Below are 14992 nucleotides of genomic sequence, written 5' to 3'. Positions count from 1 at the left end.
GTTTGTCCGGATGTCTCTCAAGCACGCGGTCCTGGCGGCTCTCCTGGAGGGAGAGGCGTCCGGGTACGACCTGGCCAAGCTCTTCGACGTGTCCGTGGCCAACTTCTGGGCGGCCACGCCGCAGCAGCTCTACCGGGAGCTGGACCGGCTCTCCGAGGCCGGTCTCATCACGGCCCGGGTGGTGCAGCAGGAACGGCGCCCCAACAAGCGCATGTTCACCCTCACCGACGCCGGCCACCAGGACCTGATCACCTACACCGCCCACACTCCGAAGCCGACCGCGGTCCGCGACGAGCTCATGGTGCAGGTCCAGGCGTGCGACGAGGGTGACACGGCGGCGGTGCGCGAGCACGTACGGGAGCGCATGGAGACGGCCCGGGCGAAGCTCGCGCGTTACGAACGGCTGCGGGAGCGGCTGCTGGACGGCCTCGACGAGGCCGCCTATCTGGCGCGGACCGAGCGTGTCGGGCCGTATCTGACGCTGATGCGCGGCATCGCCTTCGAGGAGGAGAACGTGCGCTGGGGCGAGCGGGTCCTGGCGGTACTCGCGGAACGACAGGAGCGGCAAGCCCGGCGGGCACGAGAGGAGCAGCAGGAGCGACGGCACGTCGCTCACGGCTGAGGCCATTCCTCCGGTTCGCCCGCCGGACGGGTGACGGGTGGGACTACCGTGGGGTAACGTCCGGTCGCATGAAGGTCGGTGACATCGTCGAGGACTTCACCCTTCCGGATGAGACCGGGCAGCCCCGTTCCCTGTCCGGGCTCCTGACCGAAGGGCCGGTCGTCCTCTTCTTCTACCCCGCGGCACTCACCCCCGGCTGCACGGCCGAGGCATGCCACTTCCGCGACCTCGCGGGCGAGTTCCGCGCGGCCGGCGCCCAGCCCGTCGGCATCAGCAGCGACGAGGTCGCCCGGCAGCAGGAGTTCGCCGACCGGCACTCGCTCGGCTATCCGCTGCTCTCCGACCCGGCGGGCGAGATCCGCGACCGGTTCGGCGTGACGCGCGGTTTCTCGCTCGCCCCGACGAAGCGGGTCACCTTCGTCATCGACGAGGACCGGCGGGTGCTCGAAGTGGTCCGCAGCGAGTTGCGGATGAGCGCGCACGCGGACCGGGCGCTGGCGGCACTGCGCGCCCGCTAGCCGGCCACGACATGCGGGCTCCGAGGGGTTCGGCGACACTCGCTGGTACGCGAGGCCGCATCAGGGCCCTCCGCGGGAACGGAGTGCACGCATGGACGACTACCCGCTGCTCAACGTCTTCTGGACCATGCTCTGGTTCTTCCTCTGGATCATGTGGCTGTTCCTGCTCTTCAAGATCGTCATGGACATCTTCCGTGACGACGGGCTGAGCGGCTGGGGGAAGGCGGGCTGGCTGATCTTCTGCATCGTGCTCCCCTTCCTCGGCGTGCTCGTGTACGTCATCGCCCGCGGCAAGGGCATGGGGCAGCGCGACGTGAAGCAGGCCAGAGAGAACGAGGCCGCGTTCCAGGACTACATCCGCAAGGCCGCGGGCACCGCGCCGGGCGGTGGCGGCGGGGGCCAGGGCAGCGGCGTGGACGAGCTCGCGCGGCTCACGGAGCTGAGGGACCGGGGCGCCATCACGGACGAGGAGTTCGAGAGGGCGAAGGCCAAGGTCCTGTCCTGAAGCCCGCGGTGGGCGGCGCGGTCGGCGGGCGGCGCGGAGGAGCCCGCCCGGCTCTCGCGCTCGCCGACCGGATCGCGGGCTCACGCTCACCGAGCTCGGCGGCCGCTCCTCGGTGAACTGGCCGGCGCGGACCCTCGCCCGTCATCCCCGGTCAGGGGCGACGGGCGGGCGATCGTGCGTGTGCGGCGCCGACGGCTGATCAGCAGCCGGTGGCCCAGATGTGGGAGTCGCCGCGGTCGTTGGCGGCGCCGTCGTAGCCGACCTCCTGGCCGGGCGCGAGGCAGATCGTCATGGCGCCGCCCTGCCAGGCGGATTCGTAGACCTGGACGTAGTCCTTGATACCCGGTCCGGAGATGCCGTGGTTGGCCCAGGAGGAGTCGGTGTCGGCGATCCAGCTCTCCCACCAGCCGTCGTCGCCGCTCCAGTTGGCCCGCTGGCCGCCGAAGTTGGCGTCCTGCCACACGCAGAAGTTTCCGGACGGGCACTCGGCGGCGGTGGCGGGCCCGGTCAGGACCAGTCCGCCGGCGAGGGCGAGCAGGGCGGCGGCGGTGGAGCCGAGGAGTCGCTTCATGAAGCGTCGTTGCCTTTCTTCTCGGTGAGGGTCTCGTCGGGGGCGGTGTTCTTGGTGGTGGTCTTCCTGGTGACGGCGGACAGTTCGGCTGCCCGCCGCAGCGCGCGTGCGCGCAGCTGTTCGTAGGCGACGACCTGGTCGCGGTGGAGGGTGCGTACGGTGGCCAGCTCGGCCGGTTCGAGCCGGGCACGGACGTCGGCGAGTCCGCTCTCGCGGGTGCAGCGCACGGCGACGACCGGATCGGGGCGGCCGGCGCGCGGCCCACCGGCGGGCGCGGCACAGCGGGTCCAGCGGTCGAGGGCGGCCCGGTGAGCGGGGTCGTCCTTCATCCGGGCCTGCGCCTCGGCGCGCAGGTTGTCGACGGTGACCTGGGCACGGAACCAGCGGTTCTGGTCGCCGTAGAGCGTGGCGCGGGCGGTGGCGACGCAGCCGTCGCTGTTGGCGGTGACGGTGAGGCCGGTGGCGAGGGTGAGGGAGAGCTCCCTGGGGTCCTTGCCGAAGAGGGCGGTCTGGAGCCGGAGGTCCTGCGAGGCGGGGGCACGCGCCTGGTTGACCGGCGGCAGGGAAAGGCCCTGGCCGTCGAGGCACTCGGCGACGAGCCGTTGTTCGGCGGCTTCGAGGAGCCGGTCCTGCTCCTGCCGCGTGGTGCGCGAACCGGTCTCGGCCGCTCCGGACGGACCGGGGCGCACGGTGGCGCAGCCGGCGAGGACGAGGGCGGCGGCCGCGGTGACGAGGGCGCGGCGGGTCGTGTGGCGCATGGTTCCCCCTGGTGGCGGGCCCGGACGATGGTGGCCGGCGGGGTGGGTGCCGCCGGTTTCGTGGCGATCAATGCCCGGTGCCGGTCGGGCCATGCGATGAGTGGCGGCGACTCACTCGAAGGGGTCGAACGCGCCGGAGCGCGCGCCGCTCACAGGCGGCCGGGCGCCCCGGTTGCGGATACGACACAGCCCCGGTTGGACGGGGGATTCCAACCGGGGCCGTTTGCCGTGACGCGAGGAAGGGCGGTCACCTCACGGGGGGGGGACCTGGGGACCGGGCCCCTTCGGCGTCACATACAGATGAACGATAAACCTTCACCGCTTGTTCCGGTGTGTCCCCTGTGCCGGATGTGAGTCACCTCACCCTGTTTGACGCCTTCGATCCTCTCGCGGGCGCCCTTCCAATGGCCTTCGAGTCACTGCGGTCGCTCTTCAGTCACCCTTCAGTCGTCCTTCTCCGGGCGGTAGACGACGCCGGGCTCGGCCTTCCCCGGGGCGAGCAGCTGAGGAACGGTGACGAAGGTGTAGCCCCGGCGCTTGAGCTCGTCGATGATCCCGGGCACGGCCGGGACCGTTCCGCCGTAGATGTCGTGGAGCAGGATGATGCCGTCGCCGTGGGCCTGGTCGAGCACGCGCTGCCGGATGAGCGCGGAGTCCTCGGTGGAGTAGTCCTTGGCGGTGATACTCCACAGCACCTGGGCGAGGCCGAGTTCGCGGGCCACGTCGGAGACGGCCTCGTCGGTGCGGCCCTGCGGTGGGCGCATCAGGGTGGGCTTGCGGCCGGTGATCTTCGCGATGGCGTCCTGGGTGCGGGAGAGCTCGTCGCGGACCTCGGCGGCGTCGAGGTCGGTGAGGATGCGGTGGCTCCAGGTGTGGTTGGCCACCTCGTGACCCTCGTCCGCGATCCGCTTGACGACCTCGGGATAGCGGTCGACGTGCTTCTTGCCGAGGAGGAAGAAGGTGGCCGGGACCTTTTTCTCCTTGAGTATGTCGAGCAGGTGCGGGGTGTCCTCGCCGGGTCCGGCGTCGAAGGTGAGGGCGATGCACTTCACCTTGGTGCAGTCGACGGGGGCGCGGGCGGCGTCAGCAGCCTTGGCGTTGTCGCGCGCCTCGCCGGGCGTGACCGTGTCGGCGGAGCAGCCGCCGAGGGTGAGGATCAGCGACGTGGCGGCGAGAAGGGCGAGCGCCGGCCCACGGCGACGACCCGGCTTGGTTCGGAACATGTGCAACCCGCTTTCCCCGAAAATGGTTCGACTGCCAGGGCCCACGCCTGGTCATGGCGGGTCCCTGCGGCTCGTCGAGCACTCTACACACGGTGTATAGCTGAGGAAGGCAACGGGGGTCGCGTCGCGGGCGCGCAGGTCGCCGGCACACCGCGGGGCCTGTCCGGCTCCGATCCGCCCGGACAGGCCCGGGGAAGACACGAGGACGTGACGACGCAGGAAGACGCAGGAGCGTGGCTGCGCGGGAAGACACAAGGGCATGGTGACTCCGGGCGGCGCCGGTCCGCTCCGCCCGGGGTACGGGGGGCCCGTCAGCGTGACGCGAGGAGGAGGCGGGCCTCGGTCTCCTGGTCACCGGAGACGGACTGCAGGGACTCGATGTCGAAGCTGCGGGCGAGCACCTTCTCGACGTCGTCGACCGCGCGGTAGCCGCCGGTGAGCAGCGCGCCGACCTTCCCGGTCAGCTGTGGGGGCGAGGTCTCTTCGTGCCGGCCGCCGGCCGTGTCGAAGGTGGCCATCCAGACGGTGGTGGCGGGCGCGGTGGCGGCCTGCGGGCCCGGCCCGCTCATGTCCTCGAGCTGGTAGGCGTGGTCGAGGACTTCGAAGACGGCCTGGGCGTCCTCCCGGCAGCATTCGCTCAGCTGAACGGTGACGTCGGTGTCGATGTGCAAGTCGTACACGTCGCTCATCTCCTCGGTTGCCGCTTCCAGCATCCCTCTCGGCGGGGCGTCCCGCGAGGTTCGTGCCACCGTGGAGGGAGAACCGTACGAGCGCGGTACGGGAGGCGGACGGGAGGTCGGTCGTGGGCGGAGAGGCGCAGGGGGCCGACGGGCCCGCGGAGCCCGAGAAGCCGAAGCAGTCGGAGCAGCCGGACCGGTCGGAGCAGCCGGACGCCGACGGGCTGGCCCTGGGGCGCCACGAGACGCCGAACGAGCGGGCGGACCGGCGCTGGACCGATCTGATGCAGGAGATCCGGGTCGCCCAGACGGGCGTACAGATCCTCTTCGGTTTCCTGCTGACCGTCGTCTTCACACCGCGCTTCGCGGAGCTGTCGGACAGCGACCGCTCGATCTACATCGTCACCATCACACTGGCCGCCGCGGCGACGGGGATGCTGATCGCGCCCGTCTCCTTCCACCGGATCGTCGCGGGCCGCCGAATCAAGCCCGAAGCGGTGATCTGGGCCTCCCGGCTGACCTTCGCCGGCCTCCTGCTGCTGGTCGCCACCGTGGGCGCCGCGCTGCTCCTCGTCCTGCGCGTGGCGACCCGCGCCCCCTACGTCCCCTGGCTGGTGGGCGGCCTGATGGCCGGGTACCTGCTGTGCTGGTTCGTGCTGCCCCTGTGGGTCCGGCACCGCCACACGACCGAACCGCACGACTGAGGCCGGTCCGCCGAGGGGTCAGTCCGCCGCGCCCAGCTCGGCCAGGTGCGCGTGCAGCACGTCGAGGCAGGCCTGCGGGTCGAGGAGCCCGGGGTGCAGGACGCCGCTGAGACCGAGGCCGTCCAGCAGGGCCGTCAGCCGCTCGGTCTCCAGGTCGAGGTCGAGGCCGGCACGGAGGGCACCCGCGGCGTCCAGCCGGGCGAGCACCCTGCGTACGAAGCGTCGTGCGCCCTCCGCGGTCCGGCGGGACAGCTCACCGAAGGCGGGGTCGGTGCGGGCGGCGGTGTTGAAGTCCAGGAAGACGGTGACCTCGGCGTGACGGCGTTCGTCGAGCGGGAGCAGCTCGGCGAGGAGGCCGGCCGCGAGCGGCAGCTGCTCGGCTCGCGGGTGCTGCCCCAGATCGCCGATCCGCTCGACGTGCGCGAGCAGCCGGGCGCCGAGGCGGTCGAGCATCGACTGCATCGCGAAACGCATCAGCTCCTGCTGGCTCGCGAAGTAGTGGCGCAGCGAGCCGATGTTGAGCTGCGCCTCGTCGGCCACGGCGCGCAGCGAGGTGCGCTGGAGACCGTCACGGACGACGACGCGGAACAGGGCGTCGACGACGTGGCGGCGGCGGGCTTCCGGATCCACCTGCTTGGGCATGGAGCCTTTTTATCACGCGTGTGATACAACTGGATTTATCACAGGCGTGATAAATCCTTTGGAGGGTCTCATGGAGACAGTCCTCAACCTCATGCTCATCCGCTTCGGCCTCATAGCGGCCGGCCTGGTCGTCCTGGCACTGCTCGCCTTCGCCGTGGCCCTGCACTTCAAGCGCAGGGGCCGCCTCGACGACGTCCGCCGCTACGCCGACCCCGCCCTGAAGGCCGCCCTCCGCGCCGCCACCCGTCGCCTCGACGGCGCCCGCGGCGGGACCTCCTCGCCGCGACGACCGGACGGCTGCCGATGATCACCCTCGCCACGGAGTCGTCGGAACTCCTGCACCACCTGCTGCTCGACCTGGTGATCAAGGTCGTCATCGTGGTGGCGGCCCTGACCGTGCTGGCACTCGGCCTCCGAACGCTCTGGCACCGAGCCGGCCGCACGAACAAACCCCCGAACTGACGGTCGCTACGAGGACGGTCGCCTCGGAGCGGACCGCGAGCTCGTCGCATCGCGCGGCGACGACGCAGTGTCTCTTGAGGCGGTCGAACTCGCCAGGACACGCTCGACCGTGTCGGCCTCGGACGCTCGCTTGTCCGGGCGGTGGCGGAGCACGCGGGCGAAGCGGAGCGTGACGCCGGCCGGGTAGCGGGTGGACCGCTGGAGGCCGTCGTAGGCGATCTCGACGACGAGTTCGGGGCGGACGCGGACGGTGAATCCGTCGTCGGAGACGGCGAGTTCGCGAAGACGCCCGGTCTGCCAGCGGAGCATCTCGTCGGTGAGGCCCTTGAACGTCTTGCCGAGCATCACGAACGTGCCGTCGTCGGCCGGCGCGCCCAGGTGCAGGTTGGAGAGCAGTCCGGTACGTCGGCCGTGGCCCCATTCGGCGGCGAGGATCACCAGGTCGAGGGTGTGCACGGGCTTCACCTTCAACCAGGTGCGGCCACGCCGTCCGGCGACATAGGGCGCATCCAGGGCCTTCACCAGGACGCCCTCGTGGCCGCGGGCCAGGGTGTCCCGGAAGAACGCCTCGGCCGCGTCGACCGCCGCCGGGTCCGCCGGGTCGGCGACGACGGTGCGGCGCACCCGCAGCGGCTCGGGCAGCAGCCGCGCGAGCACGGCGTGGCGTTCGCTGCCGGGCCGGTCCACCAGGGATTCGCCGTCCGCCGCGAGCACGTCGAAGAAGACGGGCGACAGAGGCAGGGCGGCCCGTGCCGTTTCCACGTCGACGCGCGAGCCGACCCGGGACGAGATGTCCTGGAAGGGCATCGGGCGGCCCGTCGCCGGGTCGAGGGCGATGACCTCGCCGTCCAGGACGAACGGCTCACCCTCGGTGGTCCGCGCGACGGCGACGACCTCGGGGAGCCGGCCGGTGATGTCGTCGAGGGAGCGGGTGTAGACCCGGACCTCCTCGCCACGCCGGTGCACCTGGATGCGGATCCCGTCGAGCTTCTCCTCCACCACACAGGGGCCGAGGGCCGCCACGGCCTCGGTGACGCCGCCCGCCGTGTGCGCGAGCATCGGCTGCACGGGGCTGCCGACCCGCAGGGTGAACCGGTCGAGGGCGGCCGGCCCTTCGGCGAGCACGGCCCGCGCGACCCGAGGCAGCGAACCCTCCAGCATCACGGCGCGCCTCAACTCCGCGGGCGTGACCGACGCCGCACTGGCGACGCCTTCGAGAGCGACGGCGTCCAGGGCGCCCTGGCGGACCTCGCCGGACAGCAGCCGGATCAGGAACTCCTGTTCCGTCAGCGTCGCCGCGGCGAGCAGCTCGCGCACGAGCCCGAGCCGCCGCGCCTGCGCGCCGGCGCCGGAGACGCCGGCCAGCTCGGTCATCGCCGCGTCCGTACCGGTCAGGGTGAGCTGTGGCTGCCCGGCGGGCGGCACGGCCGGCGGCAGGACGTTCTTGAGCACGCTCCAGCCGACCCCGATGCGCCCCTGCGGAAGCTGCCCGGAAAGATAGGCGATGACGAGCGGACTCTCCTCGGGCTCGGCCTCCGCGAACAGTTCGGCGAGCAGCGCGGTCTTCCGCGACCGCGCCGACGTGGCGGCGACCTGCCCCGACACCTCCGCGACCCGGACAAGGAGCATGCGCCCATCGTGCCCGCGCCCGCCGGGCCGCGCACCCCGGCCGCACCGCCCCGTCACTCCCCGCGGGATCTCGCCGCCTTCCGGCCGCGCAGCCGGTCGAGGAGGCTGCGCCGGGTCCGCCTGCCGGGAGGACGCGTCGCCGCCGGCGAGCGCCCGGGAGAGCCAAAGACACGGGCCTCCGGCGGGCGCCCAGGAGCGCCGAAGACACCGGCCTCCGGCCGCACGACCGACACGGGCCGGGGCACGGACTCGGACCGGGGCACGGACTCGGACCAGGGCACGAACTCGGGCCCGGGTTCCCACACAGACCCGGGTTCCGGCACGGACTCGGGCCCGGCATCCCACGCCGACTCGGGATCCGGCACGGACTCGGGCCCGGGTTCCCACGCCGACTCGGGATCCGGCACGGACTCGGACGCGGCCGCGGACTCGGGCAGGGGCGCGAGCTGGGACTCTGGCACGGGCTCGGGCCACGGCTCCGGCGCGGGCCACGGCTCCGGCGCGGGCATGGGCTCGTGTCCGGGGATTCGTAGGGCCAGAGGTGCCGGAGTCTGGCGTGTCGCGCCCGGACGCGGCACGTCGCGGTCGGCGCGGGCCTCGTCCAGGGCGAGGGCGAGGCTCATGCGGTGCCAGAGGATCTCGTCCGGGTCGTCGGCGAGCATCAGCCGGTCGGCCATCTCCCGGGCGGCCGGGGAGCCGGTCCGCCAGCTGGGCGGTGCGGGGCGCAGCCGGTCCAGATACGCCCGTTCGAAGGGGTCGTCGACGACCTCGGCCACATGGGCGGAGTCGAGGAGCGAGGCGATGGCGGCCGTGCGTACCCAGGGGTCGTCGTGGGCCCTCAGCAGCATGCCGAGCCGTCGCGCCCGCCAGTTGCGGGGCCGCCAGTCCGGGCACTCCTCCTCCCGCTCACGGACTTCGAGCGGGAACCGGCCGGCTAGCAGGCTCGGGTGCTCGATCGCGAACTCCCCCAGCTCGGCGGCCGGGTAGAGCCAGACGACGGCCCGATAGCGGTTGACGTAGAACCGCACGGGGCTGAAGTGCCCCGTACGGGCCAGGCGGCAGAAGCGGTTCGGAGGGATGTCGAGCAGCGCGGCGCCCTCGTTCGTCCCCACGGCCCTGACGCGTTCGCGCAGCCCTGTGGGCCAGTCCTCGGCGGCCCGGAGCCGTTCGATCTCGGCGCGCGGCACCCGGCGCCGCGCCAGGTCGACCGGGCCGTCCGCCGGGCCGGGCGCGGGGCCCGGCACCGTACGGACGGCTCCCGTGTAGACGGCGAACTCGAACTCGTCGCGCCTCAGTCCCAGTTCCCGCGCGGCGCGCCCCGGAGCCACCGTCGCCGAGAGCTCCGTGTCGGCCTTGGCTTGTGCCGCCTGCCCCACCCGCGCCGTCTGCCTCGTCGCCGTCGTCCGGCCCGTCTGCGTCGCCTGCGTCGCCTTCGTCGTCCGTGTCGTCTGCGTGGTCTCTTGCGTGGTCATGCGGTCGGTCCTCCCCCGTACTGCGTTCAGCTCGAACACTTTCGGTGATGACCGTAACGCACAGTGACGACACCCCGCTCGCCCTGTGGATAACTCTCAGTCGCCGGTCACACCACCCGGATGCCGCGCCGCCACGCCCAGGTGCTCGCCCACCCGGTTGACCAGCAGCGTCATCTCGTAGGCGACCTGGCCGACATCAGCCTCGGCGGCGCTGAGCACGCACAGGCAGCTGCCTTCTCCGGCGGCCGTCACGAAGAGCAGCGCCTCGTCGAACTCGACCATCGTCTGCCGGGCCCGGCCCGCCTTGAAGTGCCGGCCCGAGCCGCGGGCCAGGCTGTGCAGGCCGGAGGAGACGGCCGCCAGGTGCTCGGCGTCCTCCCGCGCGAGTCCGCTGCTCGCGCCCGTCACCAGTCCGTCGTTCGACAGCACCAGCGCGTGCTGTATCGCGTCGACCCGGCGGGTCAGGTCGTCGAGCAGCCAGTCGAGTCCTCGGTCCAGCGCCATGTGTATTCCTCCCCCTGTGGCCCCGTACGGCCCCGTGTGCGTGTGTCCGGCCAGCCTTACGCACTGTCGTGGACAGGGCAAGCACCCCTCATCACCCGCGTGCCGCCGTCAGCCCACGGAGTCGAGGAGCCGCGCGGTGTGCATCCGCCCCGCGTACTCCACGAGCCGGATGAGCACCTCCTTCCCCGAGTCGCGGTCCCTCGCGTCGCACAGCACGACCGGGGTGCCGCGGTCCAGGTCGAGGGCGCGTGAGACGTCGTGGGCACCGTAGGTCCGGGCGCCCGCGAAGCAGTTGACGGCGACGACGAACGGGATGCCGCGGTGCTCGAAGTAGTCGACGGCCGGGAAGCAGTCCTCCAGGCGCCGGGTGTCGGCGAGCACGACGGCGCCGAGCGCGCCCTGGGACAGCTCGTCCCACAGGAACCAGAAGCGGTCCTGGCCCGGTGTCCCGAAGAGGTAGAGGGAGAGTCCGGAGCGGATGGTGATGCGGCCGAAGTCCATGGCGACGGTCGTGGTGGTCTTCTGGTCGACGCCGCCGGTGTCGTCGACGGACTCGCCGGCCCGGCTGAGCTGTTCCTCGGTACGCAGCGGGCGGATCTCACTGACCGCGCCGACCAGGGTGGTCTTTCCGACGCCGAAGCCGCCGGCGACCAGGATCTTCAGGGCGAGCGCGGTGGTGTCCGCACCGCTCGCCGGGGCGCCCTGCGTGCTCTGCGCACTCTGCGGCCTCGGGTCGTTCGGCGCGCTCCTGGAGCTTTCGGTGCTCTGGATGTTCTGGATGTTCTGGGTGCTCTGGGTGGACTCAGAGCGCTCGTAGGCCATCGATGACTTCCCTCAGGATCCGTTCGTCAGGGAGCTGTGCGGGCGGTACGGGCCTGCTGACCTTCACGAAGCCCGCTTCGAGAAGGTCGCCCAGGAGAACCCGGACGACCCCTACGGGAAGGTCGGCGTCGGCGGCGAGTTCGGCGACGGACTGTGTCTCGGCCCGGCACAGCTGGAGCAGGGCGCGGTGTTCGGGGCCGAGCAGCGACTCGGCGGCCCGGTCCGGCGGCTGGTCGTCGACGACGACGAGCGCGATGAGGTCGAACCGTACGTTGCTCGGTCCCGGCTTGGTCCGGCCGCCGGTCATCGCGTACGGCCGGACGAGCGGCCCCGCCTCGGAGTCGTACCACTGACTGCCCGGCACGGTCCGGCCGGCCTCGCCGCGCGTGCGGGTGCCGGTGCCGGTACCCGCACGGGCGCCAGTGCCGGTGCTGTCCTCGTTCATGGGGGTCTCCGGTCAGCCGGCAGCCGGCGGGGTCGCGGTCAGCCGCGGCGGTGTGTGCAGGTGCTCGCCGACCCGTTTCACCAGGCGGGCCATCTCATAGGCGATGAGGCCGATGTCGGCGTGGGCGCCGCTGAGTACGGCGAGGCAGGAGCCGTCGCCGGCGGCGGCGACGAAGAGGAAGCCGTCGTCCATCTCGACCATCGTCTGGCGCACTCCGCCGGTGTGGAACTGGCGTCCGGCGCCCTTGGCGAGGCTGTTGAAGCCGGAGGCTATGGCGGCCAGGTGCTCGGCGTCCTCGCGGCTCAGGCCGTTGGAGGCGCCGACGGCGAGTCCGTCGTTGGAGAGCACGACGGTGTGGCGGACCTCGCGGACGCGCATGACGAGGTCGTCCAGGAGCCAGTCGAGTTCTCCGGAACGATGGTGGGAAATCCTCTCGTGGTCGATCATTCGTCGTCTCCTTCACGGGCGGGATCGCTGGATAGGCGGCCGTGGCCGCCGGGGGCCGGGGCGGGGGCGTGGCCGTTGCCGAGAGTCCGTCGCGGGACGCCGGAGGTGCCGGGGATGCCGGGGGCGGCTCCGCCGCCGCGCCGCCAGCCGTCGCGGTAGGCCGACATCCGGTCCCTGACCTGCTCCGGAGTCCGCTCCGCCGGGGCGTCCACGGCACCGAAGACGGCGGCCGGATCGGGCGCCGGGGGTGCCTCGCGCAACTGCGGTACGAGGCTGGCCTGGCGCACCCGGCGGGGCAGCTCGCCGACCGCACTGTTCCCGCTGCCGCTCTGCGCCTGGCCCTCACTCGCGTCGCCCTCGTCCCGGCCGCTCTTGCCCGGCGGCGGCCCGGTCCGGGCGCGCAGGGCGGTGACACCGGCCGGTGGGGCCGGCGGCGGACCCGACTCCGTGGCTGCGGGGGGCGAAGAAGCCGCGATCACGGGGGACGAAGAGGCGGCGAGCGCGGGGATACGAGGCGGGTCGGGGACGGCACGGGACCGGGGCAGGGCGGGTTCGTCCTCGGCCGCCCGCTCGCCCGTGTTCTCGGGCCCGGCGGACTGCGGCAGCGTCTCCCCGGCAGGGCTACGGCCGGGCGGGAGGGCGCTCTGCAGCAGGTCGGTCGGGAGGAGGACGACGGCGGTGGTGCCTCCGTACGGCGAGGTGCGCAGGTGCACCTTGATGTCGTGCCGCGACGAGAGGCGGCTGACGACGAACAGGCCGAGCCGGTCGCTGTCGAAGAGGTCGAGGGCCTCGGACCGGTCGATCCGGGCGTTGGCCTCGGCCAGGCTCTCCTTGCCCATGCCGAGGCCGCGGTCCTCGATCTCCAGGGCGTAGCCGTTGCCGACGGGTTCGCCGCTGATCCGCACCTTGGTGTGCGGCGGGGAGAACTGGGCGGCGTTCTCGATGAGTTCGGCGAGGAGGTGGGTGAGGTCGGCGACGGCGCCGCCCGTGACGGCGGTCTCGGGGAGTGGGCGCACCTCCACGCGCGCGTAGTCCTCGATCTCGGAGACGGCGGCCCGGACGACGTTGGTGAGCGGGACGGGCACGCGCCAGGCGCGGCCGGGTGCGGCGCCGGAGAGGATGATGAGGCTCTCGGCGTGGCGGCGCATGCGGGTGGTGAGGTGGTCGAGCCGGAAGAGGTCGCTGAGTTCGCCGGGGTCGTCGACGCGGCGCTCCATGCTGTCGAGCAGGTTGAGCTGTCGGTGCACCAGGACCTGGCTGCGGCGGGCGAGGTTGACGAAGACGCCGGAGATGCCGCTGGCGAGTTCGGCTCGTTCGACGGCTGCGGACAGGGCGGCACGGTGGACGGTGGTGAGGGCCTCGCCGACCTGGCCGATCTCGTCCTGCGGGGCGGGGCCGGGCGGTGCCTCGGCGTGGACGTCGAGCTCCTCGCCGGCGCGCAGCCGGCGCATGGCGGCGGGGAGTTTGCGGCGCGCGATCTCCAGGGCGGTGTTGCGGAGGCTGACGAGTTCGACGACCAGGCCGCGGCCGATGCGTACGGAGATGGCGAGCGAGGCGGCGACCGCGGCGAGGCCGAGCAGGACGGCGGCGGCGCCGGCGAGCGGCAGGCCGCCGCCGAGCGGGTCGTGACGGTCGGCCGCGGCGGCGCGGGCGGCCTGCTCGACGGAGCCGGTCCCGTCGCGTACGGAGGCGCGGGCGGTGTCCCAGTCGCCGGAGCCGACGGCCTGGGCGGCACGCCGGCCGGGGGTGGCGGCGAGCAGCCGGTCCTCGGCGGCGGTGAGCCTGCGGTAGCCGGGCGTGGCGGTGAGTTCGCGCCAGGCGGTGCGCTGTGCGGTGGGCAGGTCGGCGGTGGCGGAGTCGGTGAGGGTGCGCCGGGCCGCCACGGAGGCGCCGAAGTCGCGCAGCGGCTGTGTGTCGAAGCGGCCGGTGAGCTGGGCGGCGCCGAGGAGCGTGTCCTCGCGGGCGAGCATCTCGCCGGAGCGGGCGAGTTCGAGCAGTACGCGTGCCTCGGAGCCGCTGCGCGGGTCCTCGATGGAGGCGAGGGCGCCGCCGACGGCGAAGCCGGCCGAGATGGTGTCGGTGTACGTGGCGTAGAGGCGGGCCGCGTCGGCGCGGCCGTCGGCGGCCGCGGTGCGCAGTCGGTCCAGGGCTTCGGCCCGGTCGACGAAGGCGGTCAGGCGGTTGGAGACGTCGACGGGCAGGCCGCCGCTGTCGGCGACGGTGTGCCGGTCGTCGAGGCGGAGCCGGGCGACTGCGGCGTCGGTGGCCCGGGCGCGGTCCCTGAGCTCGGCGGCGCGACCGGCGGTGGGGGCGGTCGCCTGGCGTACGGCGGCGCGGCGTTCGTCCTGGAGGGCGTTGAGGGCCCTCGCGACGGGCTGGTGGACGTCGGCGTCGACGGACTGGAGGAGCCGGAGGCGGGCGACGTCCTGGGCGGTGGTGACGGTTGCGAAGCCCCAGAGGGCGAGGAGCGAGACGACCGGGACCATGAGGAGGGAGACGATCTTCGCGCGGACCGTGCGCGGCCGCAGGCCGTGGGGCCGGCGGGCGGACGGTCCGGCGGGCGCGGGCCGCGGCGGCGCGCCTGCTGCGGGCGCGGTGACGAGGGGCCCGGGGGCGCCCCCGACGGTCGGCTCAGGGCTCTCGCGGATGCGCTCAGAGGTCAGCCCAGCGGTCTGTCCGAGGGGCCGTCCGGAGATCCCGTCGCGCGGTCCGGTCCCTTCGCGCGACGCGGTCCCTGGTCGCTGTCCGGTCCGTTCTCGCGGTCCGGTGCTTTCGCGTGACGCGGTCCGTTCTCGCGATGCGGTCCGTTCGCGCGATGCGGTCTTTTCGCGCCGTCCGGTCCCTTCGCGCGGTGTCGTCGGTTCGTCGGCGGGTGGTCCGGCGTGCGCGCGGCGGCCGCGGGCCGCGGTGGGCGGCTGTGCGGGAGCCCCGTCGTCCGGGGTCCTGCGGGGAGTTCGCATGGCCTCCTCGTTCCTTCGTGCACGGACCCGG

The 14992-nt window shown here is 73.0% G+C and carries 18 protein-coding genes; 6 read left to right on the top strand and 12 right to left on the bottom strand.

Annotated features, from left to right (window positions below):
* Positions 1-10: 10 nt before the first annotated feature.
* The 3 genes from ACIRSU_RS11295 (at position 11) to ACIRSU_RS11285 (ending at position 1645) form a co-directional block, all read left to right on the top strand.
* Positions 11-622 carry a PadR family transcriptional regulator gene (locus ACIRSU_RS11295; RefSeq protein ID WP_403790881.1) on the top strand — a complete coding sequence of 204 codons (612 nt, stop codon included), beginning with the start codon at positions 11-13 and terminating at the stop codon, positions 620-622.
* Between the two features lie 68 nt (positions 623-690).
* Positions 691-1140: a peroxiredoxin gene (locus ACIRSU_RS11290; protein WP_403790879.1), complete on the top strand. Its 450-nt coding sequence runs from the start codon at positions 691-693 to the stop codon at positions 1138-1140.
* Between the two features lie 91 nt (positions 1141-1231).
* Positions 1232-1645: an SHOCT domain-containing protein gene (locus ACIRSU_RS11285; RefSeq protein ID WP_403790878.1), complete on the top strand. Its 414-nt coding sequence runs from the start codon at positions 1232-1234 to the stop codon at positions 1643-1645.
* Between the two features lie 199 nt (positions 1646-1844).
* On the opposite strand, the gene ACIRSU_RS11280 is transcribed toward ACIRSU_RS11285, so the two are convergent.
* The 4 genes from ACIRSU_RS11280 to ACIRSU_RS11265 all read right to left on the bottom strand — a co-directional run bounded on the left by ACIRSU_RS11280 (position 1845) and on the right by ACIRSU_RS11265 (position 4886).
* Entirely contained in the window at positions 1845-2216 is a 372-nt protein-coding gene (locus tag ACIRSU_RS11280; protein ID WP_403790876.1) for a peptidase inhibitor family I36 protein, read from the bottom strand.
* Positions 2213-2974 (bottom strand): hypothetical protein, encoded by a 762-nt coding sequence (locus ACIRSU_RS11275; protein ID WP_403790874.1) that lies wholly within the window; start codon positions 2972-2974, stop codon positions 2213-2215. The genes ACIRSU_RS11280 and ACIRSU_RS11275 overlap by 4 nt, the downstream gene beginning before the upstream one ends.
* A gap of 443 nt (positions 2975-3417) precedes the next feature.
* A complete protein-coding gene (locus tag ACIRSU_RS11270) occupies positions 3418-4197 on the bottom strand; it encodes a polysaccharide deacetylase family protein (RefSeq protein ID WP_403790872.1) in 780 nt (259 codons plus the stop codon).
* A 311-nt stretch (positions 4198-4508) separates the two neighbouring features.
* Complete coding sequence (locus tag ACIRSU_RS11265; RefSeq protein ID WP_403790871.1) at positions 4509-4886, bottom strand: hypothetical protein; 378 nt, start codon at positions 4884-4886, stop codon at positions 4509-4511.
* A gap of 212 nt (positions 4887-5098) precedes the next feature.
* On the opposite strand from ACIRSU_RS11265, the gene ACIRSU_RS11260 reads away from it, so the two are divergent.
* Complete coding sequence (locus ACIRSU_RS11260; RefSeq protein WP_403791482.1) at positions 5099-5578, top strand: DUF6328 family protein; 480 nt, start codon at positions 5099-5101, stop codon at positions 5576-5578.
* A gap of 18 nt (positions 5579-5596) precedes the next feature.
* On the opposite strand, the gene ACIRSU_RS11255 is transcribed toward ACIRSU_RS11260, so the two are convergent.
* Complete coding sequence (locus tag ACIRSU_RS11255; RefSeq protein WP_403790869.1) at positions 5597-6220, bottom strand: TetR/AcrR family transcriptional regulator; 624 nt, start codon at positions 6218-6220, stop codon at positions 5597-5599.
* A 70-nt stretch (positions 6221-6290) separates the two neighbouring features.
* Between ACIRSU_RS11255 and ACIRSU_RS11250 the strand changes: the two genes are divergently transcribed.
* Positions 6291-6527, top strand: coding sequence for a hypothetical protein (locus ACIRSU_RS11250; protein WP_403790868.1), 237 nt, complete (start codon positions 6291-6293; stop codon positions 6525-6527).
* Positions 6524-6682, top strand: coding sequence for a hypothetical protein (locus tag ACIRSU_RS11245; protein ID WP_403790866.1), 159 nt, complete (start codon positions 6524-6526; stop codon positions 6680-6682). Before ACIRSU_RS11250 ends, ACIRSU_RS11245 begins: the two co-directional genes overlap by 4 nt.
* A 6-nt stretch (positions 6683-6688) precedes the next feature.
* On the opposite strand, the gene ACIRSU_RS11240 is transcribed toward ACIRSU_RS11245, so the two are convergent.
* From ACIRSU_RS11240 to ACIRSU_RS11210, 7 genes are all read right to left on the bottom strand, one after another.
* Positions 6689-8311, bottom strand: a complete 1623-nt coding sequence (locus ACIRSU_RS11240) for an ATP-dependent DNA ligase (protein WP_403790864.1) — start codon at positions 8309-8311, stop codon at positions 6689-6691.
* Between the two features lie 53 nt (positions 8312-8364).
* On the bottom strand, positions 8365-9783 hold the full coding sequence (locus tag ACIRSU_RS11235) for a DUF6397 family protein (protein ID WP_403790862.1): 1419 nt from the start codon (positions 9781-9783) through the stop codon (positions 8365-8367).
* Positions 9784-9879: 96 nt separating this feature from the next.
* Complete coding sequence (locus ACIRSU_RS11230; protein WP_403790861.1) at positions 9880-10287, bottom strand: roadblock/LC7 domain-containing protein; 408 nt, start codon at positions 10285-10287, stop codon at positions 9880-9882.
* A gap of 108 nt (positions 10288-10395) precedes the next feature.
* Positions 10396-11109, bottom strand: a complete 714-nt coding sequence (locus ACIRSU_RS11225) for a GTP-binding protein (protein ID WP_403790859.1) — start codon at positions 11107-11109, stop codon at positions 10396-10398.
* Entirely contained in the window at positions 11090-11554 is a 465-nt protein-coding gene (locus tag ACIRSU_RS11220) for a DUF742 domain-containing protein (RefSeq protein ID WP_403790857.1), read from the bottom strand. The genes ACIRSU_RS11225 and ACIRSU_RS11220 overlap by 20 nt, the downstream gene beginning before the upstream one ends.
* A 12-nt stretch (positions 11555-11566) precedes the next feature.
* The gene (locus tag ACIRSU_RS11215) at positions 11567-12001 is read right to left on the bottom strand and encodes a roadblock/LC7 domain-containing protein (RefSeq protein ID WP_403790856.1); all 435 of its coding nucleotides are present in this window, start codon (positions 11999-12001) and stop codon (positions 11567-11569) included.
* Positions 11998-14961: a nitrate- and nitrite sensing domain-containing protein gene (locus ACIRSU_RS11210; protein WP_403790854.1), complete on the bottom strand. Its 2964-nt coding sequence runs from the start codon at positions 14959-14961 to the stop codon at positions 11998-12000. The genes ACIRSU_RS11215 and ACIRSU_RS11210 overlap by 4 nt, the downstream gene beginning before the upstream one ends.
* Between the last annotated feature and the right edge of the window lie 31 nt (positions 14962-14992).

It is taken from the genome of Streptomyces sp. NPDC101160 (assembly GCF_044768205.1).
Taxonomy (GTDB): domain Bacteria; phylum Actinomycetota; class Actinomycetes; order Streptomycetales; family Streptomycetaceae; genus Streptomyces.
The sequence above is the reverse complement of the archived record's forward strand: the minus strand, read 5'-3'. Positions and strand labels throughout refer to the sequence as shown.

Bases quoted from the DNA above. Each gene is read 5' to 3' on its own strand.
- ACIRSU_RS11245 (WP_403790866.1), top strand. From the start codon at position 6,524: ATGATCACCCTCGCCACGGAGTCGTCGGAACTCCTGCACCACCTGCTG.
- ACIRSU_RS11270 (WP_403790872.1), bottom strand. From the start codon at position 4,197: ATGTTCCGAACCAAGCCGGGTCGTCGCCGTGGGCCGGCGCTCGCCCTT.
- ACIRSU_RS11295 (WP_403790881.1), top strand. From the start codon at position 11: ATGTCTCTCAAGCACGCGGTCCTGGCGGCTCTCCTGGAGGGAGAGGCG.
- ACIRSU_RS11280 (WP_403790876.1), bottom strand. From the start codon at position 2,216: ATGAAGCGACTCCTCGGCTCCACCGCCGCCGCCCTGCTCGCCCTCGCC.
- ACIRSU_RS11255 (WP_403790869.1), bottom strand. From the start codon at position 6,220: ATGCCCAAGCAGGTGGATCCGGAAGCCCGCCGCCGCCACGTCGTCGAC.
- ACIRSU_RS11210 (WP_403790854.1), bottom strand. From the start codon at position 14,961: ATGCGAACTCCCCGCAGGACCCCGGACGACGGGGCTCCCGCACAGCCG.
- ACIRSU_RS11215 (WP_403790856.1), bottom strand. From the start codon at position 12,001: ATGATCGACCACGAGAGGATTTCCCACCATCGTTCCGGAGAACTCGAC.
- ACIRSU_RS11265 (WP_403790871.1), bottom strand. From the start codon at position 4,886: ATGAGCGACGTGTACGACTTGCACATCGACACCGACGTCACCGTTCAG.
- ACIRSU_RS11275 (WP_403790874.1), bottom strand. From the start codon at position 2,974: ATGCGCCACACGACCCGCCGCGCCCTCGTCACCGCGGCCGCCGCCCTC.
- ACIRSU_RS11250 (WP_403790868.1), top strand. From the start codon at position 6,291: ATGGAGACAGTCCTCAACCTCATGCTCATCCGCTTCGGCCTCATAGCG.
- ACIRSU_RS11220 (WP_403790857.1), bottom strand. From the start codon at position 11,554: ATGAACGAGGACAGCACCGGCACTGGCGCCCGTGCGGGTACCGGCACC.
- ACIRSU_RS11225 (WP_403790859.1), bottom strand. From the start codon at position 11,109: ATGGCCTACGAGCGCTCTGAGTCCACCCAGAGCACCCAGAACATCCAG.
- ACIRSU_RS11230 (WP_403790861.1), bottom strand. From the start codon at position 10,287: ATGGCGCTGGACCGAGGACTCGACTGGCTGCTCGACGACCTGACCCGC.
- ACIRSU_RS11285 (WP_403790878.1), top strand. From the start codon at position 1,232: ATGGACGACTACCCGCTGCTCAACGTCTTCTGGACCATGCTCTGGTTC.
- ACIRSU_RS11290 (WP_403790879.1), top strand. From the start codon at position 691: ATGAAGGTCGGTGACATCGTCGAGGACTTCACCCTTCCGGATGAGACC.
- ACIRSU_RS11240 (WP_403790864.1), bottom strand. From the start codon at position 8,311: ATGCTCCTTGTCCGGGTCGCGGAGGTGTCGGGGCAGGTCGCCGCCACG.
- ACIRSU_RS11235 (WP_403790862.1), bottom strand. From the start codon at position 9,783: ATGACCACGCAAGAGACCACGCAGACGACACGGACGACGAAGGCGACG.